Origin of the sequence: Christiangramia gaetbulicola (assembly GCF_003054225.1) — a bacterium.
Classification (GTDB): domain Bacteria; phylum Bacteroidota; class Bacteroidia; order Flavobacteriales; family Flavobacteriaceae; genus Christiangramia; species Christiangramia gaetbulicola.
In genome coordinates this window covers 89,683-108,502 of record NZ_QBKQ01000002.1, presented here as the reverse complement: position 1 = coordinate 108,502, position 18,820 = coordinate 89,683, and the positions used below count along the sequence as shown (strand labels likewise).

15 protein-coding genes are annotated in these 18,820 nt (G+C 39.1%); 10 read left to right on the top strand and 5 right to left on the bottom strand.

What is annotated here, in order from left to right; all coding sequences use genetic code 11:
- Positions 1-32 precede the first annotated feature (32 nt).
- Positions 33-1,061: a threonine aldolase family protein gene (locus C8P64_RS07110; protein ID WP_108172199.1), complete on the bottom strand. Its 1,029-nt coding sequence runs from the start codon at positions 1,059-1,061 to the stop codon at positions 33-35.
- A gap of 200 nt (positions 1,062-1,261) precedes the next feature.
- Between C8P64_RS07110 and C8P64_RS07105 the strand changes: the two genes are divergently transcribed.
- Genes C8P64_RS07105 through C8P64_RS07095 form a run of 3 tightly spaced genes read left to right on the top strand, consistent with a single transcriptional unit; the run spans position 1,262 to position 4,576 of the window.
- On the top strand, positions 1,262-2,734 hold the full coding sequence (locus C8P64_RS07105; protein WP_108171390.1) for a circularly permuted type 2 ATP-grasp protein: 1,473 nt from the start codon (positions 1,262-1,264) through the stop codon (positions 2,732-2,734).
- A 3-nt stretch (positions 2,735-2,737) separates the two neighbouring features.
- A complete protein-coding gene (locus C8P64_RS07100) occupies positions 2,738-3,682 on the top strand; it encodes an alpha-E domain-containing protein (protein ID WP_108171389.1) in 945 nt (314 codons plus the stop codon).
- 42 nt (positions 3,683-3,724) lie between these two features.
- Positions 3,725-4,576, top strand: a complete 852-nt coding sequence (locus tag C8P64_RS07095; protein WP_108171388.1) for a transglutaminase-like domain-containing protein — start codon at positions 3,725-3,727, stop codon at positions 4,574-4,576.
- A 4-nt stretch (positions 4,577-4,580) separates the two neighbouring features.
- Here C8P64_RS07095 and C8P64_RS07090 read toward each other — a convergent pair whose 3' ends face one another.
- Positions 4,581-6,971 (bottom strand): zinc-dependent metalloprotease, encoded by a 2,391-nt coding sequence (locus tag C8P64_RS07090; protein WP_108171387.1) that lies wholly within the window; start codon positions 6,969-6,971, stop codon positions 4,581-4,583.
- Between the two features lie 97 nt (positions 6,972-7,068).
- Here C8P64_RS07090 and prfB point away from each other — a divergent pair.
- The 4 genes from prfB (at position 7,069) to C8P64_RS07070 (ending at position 11,605) form a co-directional block, all read left to right on the top strand.
- Positions 7,069-8,167 (top strand): peptide chain release factor 2 gene (gene prfB / locus C8P64_RS07085; protein WP_146167193.1). Its coding sequence is split into 2 segments (ribosomal slippage): positions 7,069-7,131 and positions 7,133-8,167, totalling 1,098 coding nucleotides; the frame shifts between segments, so codons are not numbered across the junction.
- Positions 8,168-8,232: 65 nt separating this feature from the next.
- The gene (gene arsC / locus C8P64_RS07080; protein WP_108172198.1) at positions 8,233-8,574 is read left to right on the top strand and encodes an arsenate reductase (glutaredoxin); all 342 of its coding nucleotides are present in this window, start codon (positions 8,233-8,235) and stop codon (positions 8,572-8,574) included.
- A 10-nt stretch (positions 8,575-8,584) separates the two neighbouring features.
- The gene (locus C8P64_RS07075; protein ID WP_108171385.1) at positions 8,585-8,953 is read left to right on the top strand and encodes a hypothetical protein; all 369 of its coding nucleotides are present in this window, start codon (positions 8,585-8,587) and stop codon (positions 8,951-8,953) included.
- A 114-nt stretch (positions 8,954-9,067) separates the two neighbouring features.
- Positions 9,068-11,605, top strand: a complete 2,538-nt coding sequence (locus tag C8P64_RS07070; RefSeq protein ID WP_108171384.1) for a TonB-dependent receptor — start codon at positions 9,068-9,070, stop codon at positions 11,603-11,605.
- A gap of 48 nt (positions 11,606-11,653) precedes the next feature.
- Here C8P64_RS07070 and C8P64_RS16525 read toward each other — a convergent pair whose 3' ends face one another.
- On the bottom strand, positions 11,654-11,830 hold the full coding sequence (locus tag C8P64_RS16525) for a hypothetical protein (RefSeq protein WP_170106640.1): 177 nt from the start codon (positions 11,828-11,830) through the stop codon (positions 11,654-11,656).
- Between the two features lie 126 nt (positions 11,831-11,956).
- Positions 11,957-12,466 carry a hypothetical protein gene (locus C8P64_RS07065; protein WP_108171383.1) on the bottom strand — a complete coding sequence of 170 codons (510 nt, stop codon included), beginning with the start codon at positions 12,464-12,466 and terminating at the stop codon, positions 11,957-11,959.
- Positions 12,467-12,755: 289 nt separating this feature from the next.
- Here C8P64_RS07065 and fumC point away from each other — a divergent pair, with 289 nt between their 5' ends.
- Entirely contained in the window at positions 12,756-14,153 is a 1,398-nt protein-coding gene (fumC, locus tag C8P64_RS07060; RefSeq protein ID WP_108171382.1) for a class II fumarate hydratase, read from the top strand.
- 74 nt (positions 14,154-14,227) lie between these two features.
- Here fumC and C8P64_RS07055 read toward each other — a convergent pair whose 3' ends face one another.
- Positions 14,228-17,428 (bottom strand): cytochrome c biogenesis protein CcsA, encoded by a 3,201-nt coding sequence (locus tag C8P64_RS07055; protein WP_108171381.1) that lies wholly within the window; start codon positions 17,426-17,428, stop codon positions 14,228-14,230.
- A gap of 128 nt (positions 17,429-17,556) precedes the next feature.
- On the opposite strand from C8P64_RS07055, the gene C8P64_RS07050 reads away from it, so the two are divergent.
- Together C8P64_RS07050 and C8P64_RS07045 are read left to right on the top strand one after the other, a co-directional pair.
- Positions 17,557-18,318, top strand: coding sequence for a Rossmann-like and DUF2520 domain-containing protein (locus C8P64_RS07050; protein WP_108171380.1), 762 nt, complete (start codon positions 17,557-17,559; stop codon positions 18,316-18,318).
- Positions 18,302-18,817 (top strand): KdsC family phosphatase, encoded by a 516-nt coding sequence (locus C8P64_RS07045; protein ID WP_108171379.1) that lies wholly within the window; start codon positions 18,302-18,304, stop codon positions 18,815-18,817. The genes C8P64_RS07050 and C8P64_RS07045 overlap by 17 nt, the downstream gene beginning before the upstream one ends.
- The last annotated feature ends 3 nt before the right edge of the window (positions 18,818-18,820 follow it).

Sequence of the window (18,820 nt, the reverse complement as noted above, 5' to 3'; positions counted from 1 at the left end):
CCCTGCTAATCTTTAGTTAAGTTTAATTAAAACTACAGATGGATCTTCTGAAGCATCGACAAAAAGTAGTGGTGCATTTCTTCGGAATAATCAAGGTGGGTCACGATCCTTAATTTCCCCTGCCCCATATTACTTATCCTTACATTATTTTCAGAAAGTTTATCCATAAATGCTTTTTCATTTTCAGCGTCTTTCAGGTAAAAAATGATAATATTGGTTTCTACAGGTTCTACTTTTCCTATATAATGGAGTGATGATAGAACCTCAGCAATTTCAGAGGCTCTTTCGTTATCCTTTTTCAATTGCTCTAAATGATTGTCTAAAGCATAAATTCCGGCCGCAGCCATAAAACCAACCTGGCGCATTCCACCACCCAGAACCTTACGAACCCTGATGGCGTTCTTCATCAATTCACTTTTACCAATCAGCACGGAACCCATTGGAATACCAAGACCCTTGGAAAGACATACCGAAATAGTATCGAACAACTTCCCGTAATCTTTAGGATCTTCATCATTTTTAACGATAGCATTAAATAGTCTAGCCCCATCAAGATGCAATCCCAGATCATGCTTATCGCACACCTTTCTTATCTTTTTGATCTCTTCCAGATCATAACAGGCACCACCACCTTTATTGGTAGTATTCTCAAGACAAACCAGGGTGGTTAACGGACTATGATAAAAATCTGGTGGATTAATGCTTTCTTCAACCTGCTCTGCTTTGATCATACCGCGAACTCCATCAACGAGTTTACAGGAAACTCCGCTATTAAACGATACTCCACCACCTTCGTAATTATAGACATGAGCCCATTTATCACAGATTAATTGTTCTCCAGGCTGGGTATGCAGTTTGATCGCGGCCTGGTTAGCCATACTTCCCGTAGGAAAGAACAAAGCTTCATCCTTACCGAACATGTCTGCAAGTTTTTTCTCCAATGCATTTATGGTTGGATCTTCTTTATACACATCATCCCCTACTTCTGCGGTCATCATTGCCTGCAACATTCCTTTGGTTGGTCTGGTTACGGTATCACTTCTTAGGTCTATTTCTTTCATGGTCATTTTTTCTAAAATGCTAAGGTAAAATTTAAAATGTCTTTTTTCTAAAATTCGGTATTCACAATAGGATCTATGTATTTGCCTTTAATATATATTTTCCTGAGTGTTTAGTTGATTATCTGCAATTTTTCGCAAGCTTTCAGTCAATTAACTGAAAATGAAGCAATTTATTTGTATTTTATGGCAAATCCTGATCTATGAAAAGCAATAATGATAATCCCACTTTCGAATCTTATAACCGTGATCCAAAACTCTATGATGAGATCTTTGATGAAAATGACAATGTAAGGCAGACCTACAAAACCTTATTCGAACTTTATAGCGAGCATTCGGCACAGGATTTCGGAAGATTAAACAATAAAGCCAAATCTTCCTTTTTTAACCAGGGTATTACTTTTCAGGTCTATGGAGATCATGAGATCAAGGAAAAGATATTTCCATTCGATCTGTTTCCCAGGATCATAGATCCGGAGGAATGGGAAGTAATAGAAAAGGGAGTCTTGCAAAGAAGTAAAGCGCTTAATGCCTTTCTCTGGGATCTTTATCATGATAAGAATATCATTAAAGAAGGAATTGTTCCATTAGACCTTATTAGTTCTTCAGAAAATTACCTGGATCAAATGAACGGCTTCGATCCACCCGGCGGGATCTATAACCATATTTCAGGAACAGACCTTATAAAACATTCAGACGGAAAGTATTATGTGCTGGAAGATAACATCAGATGTCCTTCCGGAGTTAGTTATGTGATTTGTAATAGAACAGCTTTAAAAAGAGCATTATTCGGCGTTTTCAATCATTACCAGGCTCATACGGTAACCGACTATGCCGAGAATCTGCTGGAGATCCTGGAAACCGTAAAACCCAAAGGCGTTGATGTACCAAATTGTGTGGTCATCACTCCTGGGATATATAATTCGGCTTACTACGAGCATTCCTACCTGGCCAAGGCCATGGGCGTGGAATTGGTAGAAGGACGTGACCTGTTTGTAGAAAATGACTTTGTATACATGAAAACGATCAACGGTCCGGAGAAAGTAGATGTTATCTATAGAAGGATAGACGATCAATTCATCGATCCACTGGAATTCAAACCAGATTCGGCTTTAGGTGTTCCGGGATTAATGGCTTCCTATAAAAAAGGAAATGTTTGCCTGGTAAATGCTCCAGGTACCGGTGTGGCAGATGATAAGGCAATCTATACCTATATGCCAGAGATCATTAAATATTATTTAGATGAAGAGCCGATTTTAAATAATGTGCCTACCTATCATTGCAGCAGGCCAGATGAATTAAAATATGTACTGGAGAATGTGCATAACCTGGTCATTAAGCCTGTTGATGAAGCAGGTGGTTATGGAATTTCTATCGGGAACCGGCTTAGTAAGGATGAGATCGAAGAAGTCAAAAAAACCATACAGGCAAGTCCGAGAAAATATATCGCCCAACCCATCATGTCGCTATCTGTCCACCCAACTTATATCGAAGAAAATGAATGCTTCGAGCCGCGGCATGTAGATCTAAGGACCTTTACCCTACTTGGCGCTGGAAAGGACTTTGTGCTAAAAGGTGGACTCACCCGTGTGGCCTTACAAAAAGGAAATCTAATAGTTAATTCCTCTCAAGGTGGTGGTTCTAAAGATACCTGGGTTTTAAAAAACAATCAATAATTTATGTTAGCAAGAGTAGCCAATAACCTGTTCTGGATGGGAAGATATATCGAACGTCTGGAACATGTCGCAAGATATTTGAATGTAAACTATTTCGCGTCCCTGGATGCCCCCAACGAACTTTCACAGTCGAGACAATTCGTGCTGCAATCCATGCTTTTTATGGCAGACGATTTTAGCCGAACTGAGGAGCCGCTGGACGAAGAAAAAGTTTTATACGATATCGCCTTAAATCCAGACAAGGATTTCTCTATAATCAATTATGTGAAACTTGCCCGTGAAAATGCAAATTCTGCACGGGATCTTATTTCCACTGAACTGTATGAATCTATTAATAAATTCTACCATTTCGTTCTTAATTACCCCGTAGAAAATTTCAAAAAACGAGGGCTTTATGATTTTACGGTTCAGGTGACTGAAAATGTTTCCATCTTAAGAGGAAAAATAAGGGGTACGCTATTGCACGATGAAGTCTACGCTATTATAATGCTTGGTGTGAATATCGAAAGAGCCACGCAGATCATCCGTATCATCAATTCCAAATTCAAGGATGCAGTAATTGCCCAGGGCAGTTACGGTGATACTTTAAAGAACAGCTATGAGTGGACCACTTTATTGAAGTGTGCGGAGTCTTACGATATGATGCGTCGCTTCTACAGGCAAACTCCAACCAGTATATCCACTCTGGAGTTTTTGATCTTAAATACAGATTGTCCAAGATCTGTAATGAACAGCCTTAATGAAGTTTGTAAACATATCATGGTTCTTACCCGGGAAAAACATCCTTCTAAAGATTCTTCCGCCTTTTTAATTGGTAAGGTAAGGGCGAAGTATCAGTTCAAAGTGATCGAAGAGATCGAACAGGACCTGGAAGCATTTATTCAGAATATCCTGGATGATCTAAATAGTATCGGGCTAAAATTACAGAATGAATATTTTCATTATTAATCCGATAAAAACACTTTTATTTGCTGCTCTTAAAATTTCATTATGAACCTGGATTATAATATAAGATACACTGCCAAAAACACGTATGAGAATAAGGCGAGCAGCGCTCTCTGGCAGTTTTTGATAATCCCTGAGAATAATGAATCGCAGGAATTGCTGCAGGATGACTTCACGAATTCTTTAAATATCCCGGTAGAAAGATCAATTAATGGTTATGATTTCCCTACCTATCGTATTAGACCGAAACAGACTTTTGAGGAAATTGAATTCACCGCAGATTTTAAACTGATCAAAAAAGTTGAGAATATATTCGAAAAGGTATCCCAGGAGTTTTCTGAAAAAGAATACGAGGAATTAAATTCGTTGAAATTTAAAGCTGAAAATGATGTTTTTCTTCGATATACAGATCTTACCACGTTGCACCAGGAGGTTGATTTTAAATTTGATAAGAGTATCAGCCTTTTTCAAAACCTTCAGGAGCTAAATTCCTGGATCAAAAAGGAATTTATTTTTAAGACCAATGTGACCGATATTGATACAGATCTAAGTCACATCCTGGAGATCAAACAGGGAGTATGTCAGGATTTTACACATCTGTTCATCGCCATCGCGAAACAGTTTGGAATTCCTTCCAGATATGTATCCGGATACCTGCACCAGGGAAATGGCTATTTTGGCGATTCACAAATGCATGCCTGGGTAGAATGTTGCCTGCCCAACAGTGGCTGGATAGGATTTGATCCTACCAATAATCTTATCGCTGCTGAAAATCATATTAAAGTAGCCCACGGGAAAGACTATTCAGATTGTCCTCCCCTTAAAGGAGTTGTTTTCTCCTCTGGTAAGAACGAAACTGAATATACCGTTCAGGTTTCCTCTCAACAACAGCAATAGATTTCTAATAAGCTCCTATTGGTGAACCATCAGGGATCTTAGGAATATTTATTTCCAGTTTAAAATCTTCAGGTTCTTCTCTAAACCTTTTAATATTACGGAACATCTCTTTTGAAACCGGATCATCCTTGCCTTTTAACCAGTTGGCTAGCTCATCAACTTTTTGATTAGCAACAGATCTCACCAAAGGTGTGGCTTTATCATTTATAGCCAGGTTCAGCAAATGCTTTAAAACATTAAAATTGATCGTATTCTGAACACTAGCCTCATAGCTATCCTTCTTAGTGTTTTTGATGGTTTCAGAAATCATTTCTTCCAGCACATATTCGAGTCCTGGAAGATCTTTATTTAAGGCATGCTGTTGAATTAGCCTTTCTGCCCTGCCGGGATGAAGCAATAAAGCAAGCGTCATTTCACTTGCCGTAGCCGGAGCACCTAAAGCGTCAAAAGCCACATCAGTATTACTTTTAAATGATTCCCGGTCTCTACCATAGCCAAAAGCCCGTGGTGGAAATAGTTCCAGTTTATCCTTCGGGATGGCAAGTTCTTCCGCAGTTAGCGTCTTAAGAATACTCTCCAAAGCTTTTTCCTGAAGTTTGGAGTCAAGATGTTCAACTATTTTGCTAATACCTCCTTTTACCGCGTAATTGTATTCCAGACCGCCAATAAGTTTCACCGCGGCTTCCGTCTGATATCTGTGGAAAAAATAAAGCGGCACAAAAACATCTTCCAGAACTGTATATGGCTCATTAGTCCTGATGTTATCCTTTGAAAAATTCTGAATTGCTTTCTTCCTTATTTCAAGAACCCTTTCCAGTTCATCTGCTGCATCTTTACCATTATCCCATAGATGAGCAAAGGCATGAGCACCCCCGGAAGCCCGTGCATCAGAATCTGTAATAAAAGTAAGTCCGTCAAGGTGGGCTTTCTCCAAAACAGAATTAAGATATTCCCTTTCTTCCATTCCATCAGGAATATCACTATAACTATATTTCACAGTTACTTTATCCCACTCTCCTATTCCAGTATCATAAGCGTTCGCGAATTCAATTTCACCATTATTAAGTTCAAACTGCGGATGAGGATAATCCATTACCGAAGCCCTGTCGCTGGTGCTTGCAGCAAAATTATGTGTAAAACCAATGGTATGGCCAACCTCGTGGGCAGATAATTGCCTTATCCTGGCCAGGGCAAGTTCCATCATGGGATCGTGATTAGAATCGCTTTCAGCAAAAGGTTTATGCATCATCGCCTGGGCGATCATAAAATCCTGACGAATTCTTAAACTTCCAAGACTCACGTGGCCTTTAATGATCTCACCAGTTCTGGGATCAACCACACTGGCACCGTAACTCCAGCCCCTGGTAGATCTATGCACCCACTGGATCACATTGTATCTCACATCCAGGGGATCGGCATCTTCCGGCAACATTTTTACCTGGAAAGCATCTTTATATCCAATATTCTCAAAAGCCTGATTCCACCAGCTCGCTCCTTCCAGCAAAGCAGAACGCACCGGCTCAGGAGTTCCCGGGTCCAGGTAATAGATGATCGGTTCTACGGCCTCACTAATTTCTGCTTCAGGATCCTTTTTCTTCAAACGGTGTCTAATAGCATAACGTTTCTTTATAGGCTCAAACACCGGTGACGCATAATCCATATAAGAGATAAAGATCGCCCCACTACGTGGATCAAAAATCCTTTTTTCATATTCGTCATCTGGCAATTTCACAAAAGAATGATGCTGGGTTACGCTGATATTCTTAGCATCTGGAACAACAGAATTGATGGTTCTGCTTTTTGGCTCCCCTTCAAAAGTAAGCAGCGCTTCAAATTCAACATTTTCAGGAAATGCTTTTGTACGCCCCAAAGCCAAAGCACTTTTAGATTTATCCAGTTTATAGGTGCCGTATTCTCCTTTTTTCAAGGTTTCTGCAACTCCATGGATATCCTGCATTAAGAACGGTGTAAAATCAATGATATACTTACCGTCTTTTTCCTCTTTGATCTCAAATCCAAAAAGAACCGATTTCGCGAAAGCTTCAGCTACACTTTCCTTTTCCGCCTTATTATCGGTGATCGCTCTGTAGTTCTGATTAGGCTGAATAAGCAATAATTTATTACCTGCTTTCTGAAACTTCACCACGGCCTCTCCTCCTAACTGCCCGCGATCTAATCCAATATCATTAGACCCTACTCCGGTAGTTAAGAAATGGGTGTAAAGAAATTCAGTTTCCAGGCTATCTACCTCCAGGTAAATTTCATCTTCCTTTTCATTGTAATGAAAGTTAAAATAACCTTCATATTTCTGAAGGTCTTCTTTCTTTTCGAGGAATTGAGCCTTCATCGCGAATGAAATACTGAAGGCCAGAATAATACAGGTAATCTTATGCATAGAGGGATTTTTTTAAGCTTTCTAAAACTAAAAAATATTCGTTAAATCCTTTCTCGAAACTCCCTTTAATTCTATTTTTACGTCAAATCAACCATGAATGATAACAATAGAGAACATTAGAGATCTTAAAGAGCGCCTGGTTGCGTTAAGGAGGTATCTTTGACATTGATGCCAAAAAGATCGAAATAACCAATATGGAGGAAAAGACCTTTGCTCCTGATTTCTGGGACGACCCTAAAAAGGCTGAACAGATCATGAAAGAGGTCAATTCTGAAAAAAGCTGGGTGGGAGATTACGAAAAAGCTGAAACCCTGGTAGAAGACCTTGAGGTCATCTTTGAATTCTACAAGGAAGATGAAGCCACAGCTGAAGATGTTCAGGACAGATATGATAAAGCTATAGATCTTATAGAAGATCTTGAGTTCAAGAATATGCTTTCTGAAGAAGGTGACAGTATGAGTGCTGTACTTCAGGTTACTGCGGGTGCCGGTGGTACCGAAAGTTGTGACTGGGCAGAGATGCTGATGAGAATGTATCTAATGTGGGCTGAAAAGCGCAAATTCAAGATACGTGAGCTTAACTACCAGGCAGGTGATGTCGCCGGGGTTAAAACAGTGACCCTGGAAATTGAAGGTGAATTTGCTTTTGGCTGGCTAAAGGGTGAGAATGGAGTACACAGGCTGGTAAGAATTTCCCCTTTCGATTCTAATGCCAAAAGACATACCTCTTTCGCCTCGGTATATGTTTATCCGTTAGTGGATGATAGTATAGAAATAGATATTAATCCTTCAGACCTAAGCTGGGAAACCATGAGATCTTCTGGAGCAGGTGGGCAGAATGTAAATAAAGTGGAAACGGCGGTAAGGTTGCGCCACGCTCCTACCGGAATCGTAATTGAAAATTCTGAAACCCGTTCTCAACTCGAAAATAAGAATAAAGCCATGCAGCTTTTAAAAAGTCAGCTTTTTGAAATTGAACTTCAGAAAAGACAGGCTCAAAGACGAGAGATCGAGGATTCCAAGATGAAAATAGAATGGGGATCACAAATAAGAAATTATGTGATGCATCCTTATAAACTCGTTAAAGACGTGAGAACTGGTGAGGAAACGGGTAATGTAGATGATGTAATGAACGGGGATATAGATCGATTTTTAAAATCTTTTTTAATGATGATGGGACAACGGAACGAAGATTGATTAAATACCGGTCTGTATTAGTTTTAAAAATTGAAATAATTGATTATTTTATAAATAGAAAACAAATGCTAAGAATCTATCATAATGCGAGATGTAAAAAGTCCAGAGAAGGACTTGAAATTTTGAAAAATTCGGGCAAAGATTTTGAAATAAAAGAATATCTTAAGGAACCTTTAAACGAGGAGGAACTGGAGAAGCTTATCAAAAAACTTGATATTACTCCAATCCAACTGGTTCGCAAGAACGAAAAGGTCTGGAAAGAAGATTATAAAGACAAAGACCTTAGCGATAGGGAGCTTATTACCGTGATGGTAAAAAACCCTAAACTTATTGAAAGGCCCGTGGTTGAAACAGAAAAACAAGCTGTGATAGGAAGACCGCCTTCAAATATTGAGAAACTGCTTTAAAATAACAGAAATGAAACTTCAAACTAGAATAGCATTAATTAGTGTGGCTGCCGCGGCGGTGGCAGGTTTCGTTTATTCCCAGATCTATATTCACGAAAAGAACAGGAAAGAGATCAAGGAAGTTGCAGGAGAACTGGCCTCCACCTGGAAAAGCCAGTTACAACTTAATGCAGAGCAAACTCAAATGCTCGAGGATTCGATCATTGAATTTACCATTAAGAAAAATGAGATCATCAATTCCAGTCTTGGTATCAACCAGCAGATAAACAAACTCAAGACCATTCAGAATAATGAATACAAGTCTTTGAAAAAATTTCTTACGGAAGATCAGTTCGAAAATTATGTTTTTCTGAATAAACAACTTACTCGTAAATCCTGAGCTCTAACCCTTTAAAAACTTTGTTTAAGGTTTTTATTTTTTTGTTTAACAAAACATTAACCGTTTTGGATTAAACCATCCCGTTTCTTATTGGTCATAGAACAAAAATTGACAATGACCAACAAAAAATTATTTACCCTCAGTTTACTTCTGGGATTGTTCAGCGTTTTACTTTTCCCTGGATACGCGCAGGGACCTTCCGGATTTAAGAAAAATACGATTACAGGTAAAGTGATAGACGACAAACTTAATGTTCCGTTAGAATATGCCACGATATCTGTACAGAATGTCGAAGATCCATCAGATCTTACTGGTGGAATTACAGATGCTAAAGGTCAGTTTTCTGTTGAAGTCAAAAATGGGACCTATAATATTATAGTAGAATTCATTTCTTACGAAACCAAAGAATTCAAAAATCGTAAGGTAACGAACGACCTGAACCTCGGTACTATTAAGCTAGGACTTGGATCTGAAAATCTTGATGAGGTCGTAGTTAGAGCCGAAACTACCCAGGTAGACATAAGGCTTGATAAAAAGATATATAATATTGGTAAGGACCTTACGACGGCCGGTGGGACGGTAAGTGATGCCCTTAATAATGTTCCATCTATCTCTGTAGACATCGAAGGTGGGATCAGCCTTAGAGGGAATGATAACGTAAGGATACTTATAAATGGTAAGCCTTCAGCCATGGCCGGTTTTGGAAATACAGATGTCTTAAGCCAGTTACCTGCTGAAGCCATCGAAAGAGTTGAGGTTATCACCTCCCCTTCTGCGCGTTACGATGCTGAAGGTACTGCCGGGATCATTAATATCATTTTACGAAAAAAGGAAACTTTAGGATTTAACGGTTCAATAAATCTAAATGCCGGAATTCCTGAAAACGCAAGTATTTCTGCTAATCTTAATTACCGTACAGATAAATTCAATCTCTTCACTACCACAGGTTACCGCTATAATGAATCTCCCGGTTACGCATACTTCGATACAAGATATTTCGAGCCTAGAGAAGATGTTTTCCTTGGGAATATAGAGTATGACCGCAATATCGAAGACAGAGATTATGACAGGATCAACCGTGGATTCAACACCAATGTTGGTATGGAGTATTACATCTCTGACCTTTCCTCTATAACCGGATCCATTTTTTACCGTCTAGGAGATGATCGTGATGTGACCCAGAATAAAAACGATTATATCCTGAATGGTGAAAGTCTTTTAGGAACCAATCGTATGGAAGTTGAAAACGAAGAAGATGAAAGTATACAGTTCTCCCTGAATTACATCAAAAAATTTGATAATAAAGGACATGAGCTTACAGCCGATTTCCAATTTGAAAATGATAGCGAGACACAGGATGCCTTTATTAACGAACCGGTTCTATATAACAATACCGATACTGGCGCAATTAGAGTTCCTTCAGAATCTACGATCACAATAGAAGATCAGAAAGAATATCTTTTACAGGCAGATTATGTAAGACCTATTGGGGAAGAATCTCAGTTTGAAGCCGGATATCGTGGTAATATTGAAAACGAGGTTACAGATTATGAGCTATACCAGGAAGATGCCGATGGTAACTTTATTCTGAATAGAAATCAAACCAATGTTTTCGATTATACCGAAAATGTGCAGGCATTATATACACAGTACGGAACCAAATTTGGTGATTTTAGTTTTCTTCTTGGACTGCGTCTTGAAAACACTAACCTTAAAGGAAAGATCGATTCAGAATTAACTGAAGAAGAACTGCAGGAAGAGTTTTCATTCGATATAGACACAAATTTTGATAATAATTACTTAGGCCTATTCCCTACCGTAAATATCATATACGAATTAGGCGAGGAAGAAAACCTTACTCTTGGGTATAATAGAAGGATCAACAGGCCGAGAGGATGGTATATTAACCCATTCCCTTCCAGAAGTAGCCGTAACAATATATTCCAGGGTAACCCTAACCTTAACCCTGCATTCTCAAATGCTTTTGACCTGGGATACCTTAAAAGATGGGAGAAATTCACTTTAACCTCTTCTGTATATTACCAAAGAGAGACCGATGCCTTCCAAAGAGTACAGGAAGAAGTATTCATTACCGGGCCAAATGGGCAGGATATAGAAGTAATTAGAAGTATTCCTTTTAACCTGGCTACGAACGACAGGATGGGTGGAGAACTTGGCTTCTTATACAACCCGGCAGATTGGTTAAGACTGAATGGTAGTGTGAATTTATTCCGCTTTAAACTTGATGGTGAATTTAATGGCGTGGACTATAGCCAGGATAATTTCAGCTGGTTTGGTAGATTTAGCTCTAAAGTCTCTTTACCTTGGAAGATCGACTGGCAAACGAACCTTTTCTACCGTGGGCCTTCAGACGAAATTCAGGGTACGCAGGAAGGAATTTTAAATATCGATCTTGCCTTCAGTAAAGAAATACTGAATGACAATGCAACTATATCCTTAAACATTAGAGATATTTTCAACGGTAGAAAAAGAGCAAGTTTTACGACTACAGAATTCTTCGAGCAGGATAGTGAATTCCAGTGGAGACAGGGACAGTCTGTAAACGTTGCTTTTATTTATAGATTCAACCAGAAAAAACAACGTCAGCAAAGAGGTGGTGGAAATGAAGATTATGATGAAGGAGAATTCTAAACAGAAAAGTTAAGACATAAAAAAAGGGACTAAAAATAGTCCCTTTTTTTATGCTTTTTCCGCTTTAGCTTTTTTGCGAGCTTCACGTTTTTCTTTGATCAACTCTCCTACAGAGCCTCCAATCCAGTAAGGAACGAAAGCTACAAGAAAGATCATAAGCCAGAAACCCATTGTCAATATTGCTAAAAATGCTAAGAAACCAAGGTATTGATCGAATTCGAACATAACAGTCAAAGTTTGATTTGAATCTGGCCAAAGATATGAAGTCTGTGGCGCTTATCACAAAAAATACCTGTTTTTTTACAAAATTTAGAATCCTCGCTTAGATTTTATTTTCTCTGAAGAAGCAATCTATTCTAGATATATCAACCTGAACTCGCCATCCATGTGCCCCAGAACTCCATCCAGTTTATTCATCATTTCCCTGCAGGCGATCTTCCCCTGGATATAATTGTCTTGAAATGAGGTAATTTCGATATAATTAGTAGTCATGTTAAGAGCTCCGCCTGGCTCAAGGCTCCATGATTCAGTTCTCCCGGCGTTTTCGAATTTCAACCAGCTTTTATTATAAAAATTATCTCCTATATAATATTTTCCGGGACCGGTATAATTCTCGATCATGATCTCCATTTGATAGCCATTGGCAGAAAATGCCTTTGAATAGAGATTTATTCTACCTGAAGGCATTAAGATCCTTTTAAAGCCCAGTGGAGCGACTTTTTCATCTGATTGAAATTCCACTCCATTTACATTCGCGTTTATAAATTGTTGCGATTCAATTACGTTGTCATCATCAGAACTACATCCTGAATTAATCAGTAACAATACCGATACCAATAGATAAAAATAGCCTGTCCTCATAGTCTCCGATTTTAAAATTTCCACTACTTAAATTTACGTCTTTCCGTAATCTCAGGAAAAGGGAAAAACCCCCAATTTTACATACAACTATCTGTTTTACAATGTTTTACGATTCTGTTTTTTATGAGAGATGTTTTATAAGAATGGCATATTTTTCAGTTAAGTATTCTCTTGAAATTGCGAAATTCATAATTCAAAAGAGCTTTTAAGAAAAAATTAATTTTAAAGAATTTTTAGTTTAAAGAAAATTGCGAAACATTAACTTTGCTCCACAACCAATTTTAGTATTATGGATTACAGAATAGAGAAAGATACCATGGGGGAAGTTAAAGTTCCTTCAGATAAATTATGGGGTGCACAGACCGAACGTTCACGCAACAATTTTAAAATTGGTCCTGCTGCTTCCATGCCATTAGATATTATTTATGGTTTTGCCTACCTTAAAAAAGCGGCTGCTTACACCAACTGTGAGCTGGGTGTTTTACAGGTAGATAAAAGAGACCTTATTGCAAAGGTTTGTGACGAGATCCTGGAAGGTAAACACGATGACCAGTTTCCTTTAGTGATCTGGCAAACCGGGAGTGGTACTCAAAGTAACATGAATGTTAACGAAGTTATCGCTAACCGTGCCCACCAACTGGCAGGAAAAGAAATAGGTGAAGGCGAAAAAACCCTTCAGCCTAACGATGATGTAAATAAATCTCAATCCTCTAATGATACTTTCCCAACAGGTATGCATATAGCAGCCTATAGAAAAGTTACTAAAGTGACTCTTCCCGGATTAAGAAAGCTTAGAGATACTCTTAAAAAGAAGTCTGAAGAGTTCAAGAATACCGTAAAGATTGGACGTACGCATTTTATGGATGCCACTCCCCTAACCCTGGGACAAGAATTCAGTGGTTATGTAGCTCAACTGGATTATGGCATCAAGGCGTTGGAAAATACACTTCCACACTTAGCTGAACTTGCTTTAGGTGGAACTGCAGTTGGAACGGGGCTTAACACTCCAAAGGGATATTCTAAAAGAGTAGCCGAGTTTATCGCAAAATTCACCGATATGCCATTTGTTTCTGCAGGTAACAAATTCGAAGCTCTTGCAGCACACGATGCTTTTGTGGAAACTCATGGAGCTTTAAAACAACTGGCTGTATCACTTAATAAAATAGGTAACGATATAAGAATGCTTGCTTCAGGACCAAGAAGCGGAATTGGCGAGATCAATATTCCGGCGAACGAACCAGGTTCTTCTATCATGCCTGGAAAAGTAAATCCAACTCAGTGTGAAGCATTGACCATGGTTTGCGCACAGGTGATTGGTAACGATACCACCATCAGCGTTGGAGGAATGCAGGGACAGTTTGAACTGAATGTTTTTAAACCGGTGATGGCGAATGCTCTTTTACAAAGTGCTGAGCTGTTAGGAGATGCCTGCGCATCTTTCGAAGAGCATTGCGCAAGAGGAATCGAAGCAAACGAGAAAAGAATCCAGGAACACCTGAATAATTCCCTGATGCTGGTTACAGCCTTAAATACCAAAATAGGTTACTATAAAGCAGCTGAAATCGCAAATACGGCTCACCAGAACGGTACTACTTTAAAAGAAGAAGCTGTGAATCTAGGTTATGTGACTGAAGAGCAGTTCGAAGAATGGGTAGATCCTAAAGATATGGTTGGGAATTTGAAATAATCCTCAACTTAACCTTAATAACTAAAAAGCCCCCGCTGATAGCGAGGGCTTTTTTTATTTAGGACTCCGGATAGTTAAATCGTATCCCTGTTCTCCTGAATTTCTTTTCTGGCTTTTTTAGCGTAATGCTTATTATACTTCCAGTACGAAAGAGCACCTAAAATCGCTACCCCCGCTAAAGTATAATAAATGAAGGTTGGAGTTATCACCTTATCTCCGCTAGCATATGAATGCAGACCGCTTAGATAGAAATTCACTCCAAAATAGGTCATCATGATCGAAGAATAGGCGATCACAGACATAAAGTTGAAGATCCAGCGTCCGCGTAATCCAGGCACTAATCTCATGTGAATTACAAAAGCGTAAATGAAAATACTAATTAGGGCCCAGGTTTCTTTTGGATCCCAGCCCCAGTATCTTCCCCAACTCTCATTGGCCCATTGTCCTCCCAGGAAGTTACCTATAGTTAGCATCACAAGGCCCACGGTTAGTGCAAGCTCGGTGATTATAGTGATCTCCCTAATATTCAGGAGCATCTTCTTTTTGTTCTTTTCTGTAGTAAGGATCATTAGCAGCAATGCCACCACACCTAGGATCATCCCAAGCGTTAAAGGACCATAACTCCCAACGATAACAGATACGTGGATCATTAGCCAGTAACTATCAAGTACGGGCACCAGGTTGGCGATAGCCGGATCCATCCAGTTCCAATGCGCGATCATAAGGATCATAGATGCCACAAAAGCAGTAGACGCAATTGTAAGATTAGATTTTCTCCCGAATGCCAGGCCAAAGAACATAGTTGCCCAGGCAACATAGATCATCGATTCATATGCATCACTCCATGGCGCGTGTCCCGAAATATACCATCTTGCGGCAAGTCCTGCCGTGTGCATTATGAAAAGGATAAGAATTGATATTGCACTGATCTTAATCAGACCTCGAATAGTCTTATTGTCATAAAAGATCTGAACGATCACGAATACCAACATTACAAGCCCTGCCAGCATATACATCCAGAAAAGATTTCTGAACACATCATACTTATTATATAAGATCTCTGCATTTAGCTTTTCTTCTGAAGGCATTACTTCAGAACCAAATTTCTGCTGATAGCTTTTTATACTTTCTAAATATTGATTCGCTTTTGCGTAATCACCACTTTCCCTGCCATCTCTTAAGGCATTCATATAAAGTGGAAGGATCTGCTTGGTATAAACTGAATCCATGCCTTTTAGGTTAGATTCATCTACCTCCTTATAAGAGATCCACTTATTATTCTCATCACCAGGAATAGGGAATATTTTAAGGATATTACCATCTAAAGCCCTATATAAAAGATTCACCTTCTTATCGGTCTCGATAAAATCCTTCTGGAATTTATTAGGGACCGCGGCCTGGTATGCACCTTCCAAATAAGGGGATAATTTATAAGCTCCTCTTTTATCAAAGAAATCGGTAAGGGCAAGGTATTTTTTCCCTTCTTCCACTCCCAGGATCTTGTGCAGGCTATCGTTCTTTTTTTGAACAAAGATAAGCGGCACATCATACCATACCATAGGATTCTCGGTGATGGAGATAAGTACCTGGTCTGAAGTTAGACCTTCGTAAGAATCTTTTTTACTTAATTTCCTCAATAACTCTGAAGAATAGGTATTGGCTGGTTTCATTCGTCCTCCAGCATCCTGGATCACCAATCTACCGAATTTTTCAGCATGCTCTTCCTTTACTGCATTTGCCACGATGATACTGTCCAGTTGAGATTTTGCGGTCTCGCTATGTTCGTGATCATCATTCTGCGCATTCATTCCCAAGGAAAGAGAGATCAAAGCAAGAAAAGTCGCCAGGGATCTCTTTTTAGTTTTCACCTTATCCAGCATTACTTTTAACTTTCCGAATCTTGATCCTTTATCGAATAAGATCCACATTAGCCCAATGTATAATAGGAAATATCCTATATAGGTGATCCATGTCCCCCAGAAATCGTGATTTACAGAAAGGATGGTTCCTTTCTCGTCGGGATCAAAACTTGACTGGAAGAATCTGTAACCCTGCTCATCGAGTACGTGATTCATATATATTTCATACGGCATTGGCTCCTCACCATCCCTGATCACCTCTACTACGCTCTTAAATGAAGCATAACCCGGAGTTTCTCTATCTGCCGTACCTGGATATTTTTCAGCAATAAAATCGTTCAGTTTTATAGCAAATGGTAGTTCTTTTTCAATAGAACCATAGTTCAGAAATATTTCAAGATCACCCAGGTTAACCTGAACCGGATCTGCAACTATTCCCTGTCCTCCAAGCAAAGTAACCGTTTCCGATTGTCCTCCTGAAGAAACATTGATGGTCACCGCATCCATATCATTTTTGGTCTTGGGATTAGTTGGAACCACATCATACTCACCTTTCACCACAGGTTCTGGGATCACAAATTGCATATTCCCAATGTTGTAAAGAGATCTCAGCATTAAAGCCTGGGTGGAATCTTTTACAAGCTCTCCCTGCTTTTGATCTGACATTCTCATATAATTACCATCAAATGGCGAATCTATCAGATATTCCCCATCATCTGTTATCTGGATATTGATTGCTCCATCCTGCGGACTATTCAAGGTAAAAAGTACATTATGAATATTGCTTACTTCGCCTTGTTTTAAATAATGGTCGTGACGATTCCCATCACCAGCTTCCACTATTTTAAGGTAATTCTCACCATCCTCTGAAGGAACTAAAGCTTCTTCAGCACCATGGATAAAATTGGTGACTTCAAAACTAACCGGCTGCCCGTTGTAATCTGTATTCAGCGTATAATCGTTCTCTACCTCAGGCCCAAAAAGCACATCTTCCTGGAGCACTCTTCTACGAGCATTCCCATCGATCTCTCCATCAATAAAAAAGGTGAGATAGGATTCCTGGGTCATAAAGACGTTGGTAGTTTCCCCTTCTCTAATCGGCATGATACCCTCATAACTAATATAACGGGTCACAAAAGCACCGATGAGAATTAAAATAAAGGAAAGGTGGAGTAATAAAGTGCTCCATTTTTCCTTTTTATATAGCTGATAACGCTTAATGTTACCAATAAAATTGATTAGAAGGAAAAGCATTATTCCTTCAAACCACCAGGTGTTATAAATTAAGATTCTTGCGGTTTCGATACTATACCAACTTTCTATGAAGGTACCCATGGCCATGGCTACAGCGAAAATTATAAATAAGACGGCCATTATTCGGGTAGAAAAAAGGATTGAGGCTATTTTTTTCTGCATGGAAAAAGTGTCATTTTAACGGCTGCAAATTTAACGATTTATTATGTGTTTTTACAGGTAATCCCAATTCAATCTCAAGTGCACAAATGTTAATTTCACCCGCTTAAAAATTTTGGTATTTTAGCCGAATGATTAAAGTGGTAATTATTGGCGCGGGAAATGTGGCTACTCACCTGTATCATTGCTTTAACCAAGCAATGGAATTTAATGTAGTTCAGGTTTTTAACCGGAATAAAGATCACCTTGATTTCGTTGAAGATCCAGCAAAAAGAAATTCAGATCTAAGTAAAATTGCGGAAGCAGATCTATATCTAATTGCCATTAAGGATGAAGCGATAGAAGATCTTTCGATAAAACTGAAGGTGAAAAAAGGAATTGTAGCACACACTTCAGGCAGCCAGGATATGAATACGCTGGCTACATTTGAGAATTACGGGGTGTTCTATCCTTTACAAACCTTCTCAAAAACCAAAGCTGTAGATTTTAAGGAGATTCCCATTTGCCTTGAAGCGAATTCAGAACCAAATCTGGAATTTTTGAAAAAGGCAGCTTCGATCATCAGCGATAAGATCTTTGAAGTGAATTCTGAACAGCGCAGAGCCTTACATTTATCTGCGGTTTTCGTGAATAATTTCAGTAATCATCTTTTCGCCCTGGCCGAAGATTATTGCAAACAGAACCAGCTTCCTTTCGAGATCCTGAGACCACTCATAAAAGAGACCGTTTCCAAGATAGAAACTTTAGATCCATATTCGGCACAAACGGGACCGGCCTTAAGAAATGATCAGAAAACCATTGCTGCCCACCTGGAAATGCTGGATGAAGACAACAAAAAGATATATACTATATTAACCGAATCTATACAAAAATTGCATGGAAAAAAGCTATAAAGAACACCTTAACCAGATCAAAACCTTTGTTTTTGATGTAGATGGAGTACTTACTGACGGAAGGATACAGATCTCTACCAGAGGGGATCTACTTAGAACGATGAATACCAAAGATGGTTATGCGATGAAAATGGCCCATAAAGCGGGTTATACGGTATGTATCATAAGTGGTGGAAAGAATGAAGGTGTACGCGCCCGTTTACGCGACCTGGGCATTACAGATATCTACCTAGGGGTTCACGATAAAGTTGAGCAAATGGATGAGTTCTTCGATATCTATGGTATCAAGCCAGAAGAGGTACTATACATGGGTGATGATATTCCAGATTATTACCCGATGAAACTCGTGGGATTACCATGTTGCCCTCAGGATGCCGTGCCGGAAGTAAAAGAAGTTTCACTTTATGTTTCTCATAAAAACGGTGGCGATGGTTGTGTTAGAGACGTTATAGAACAGGTGATGAAAGTTCAGGGAAAGTGGATCGAAAGAAACGCTTAGGCC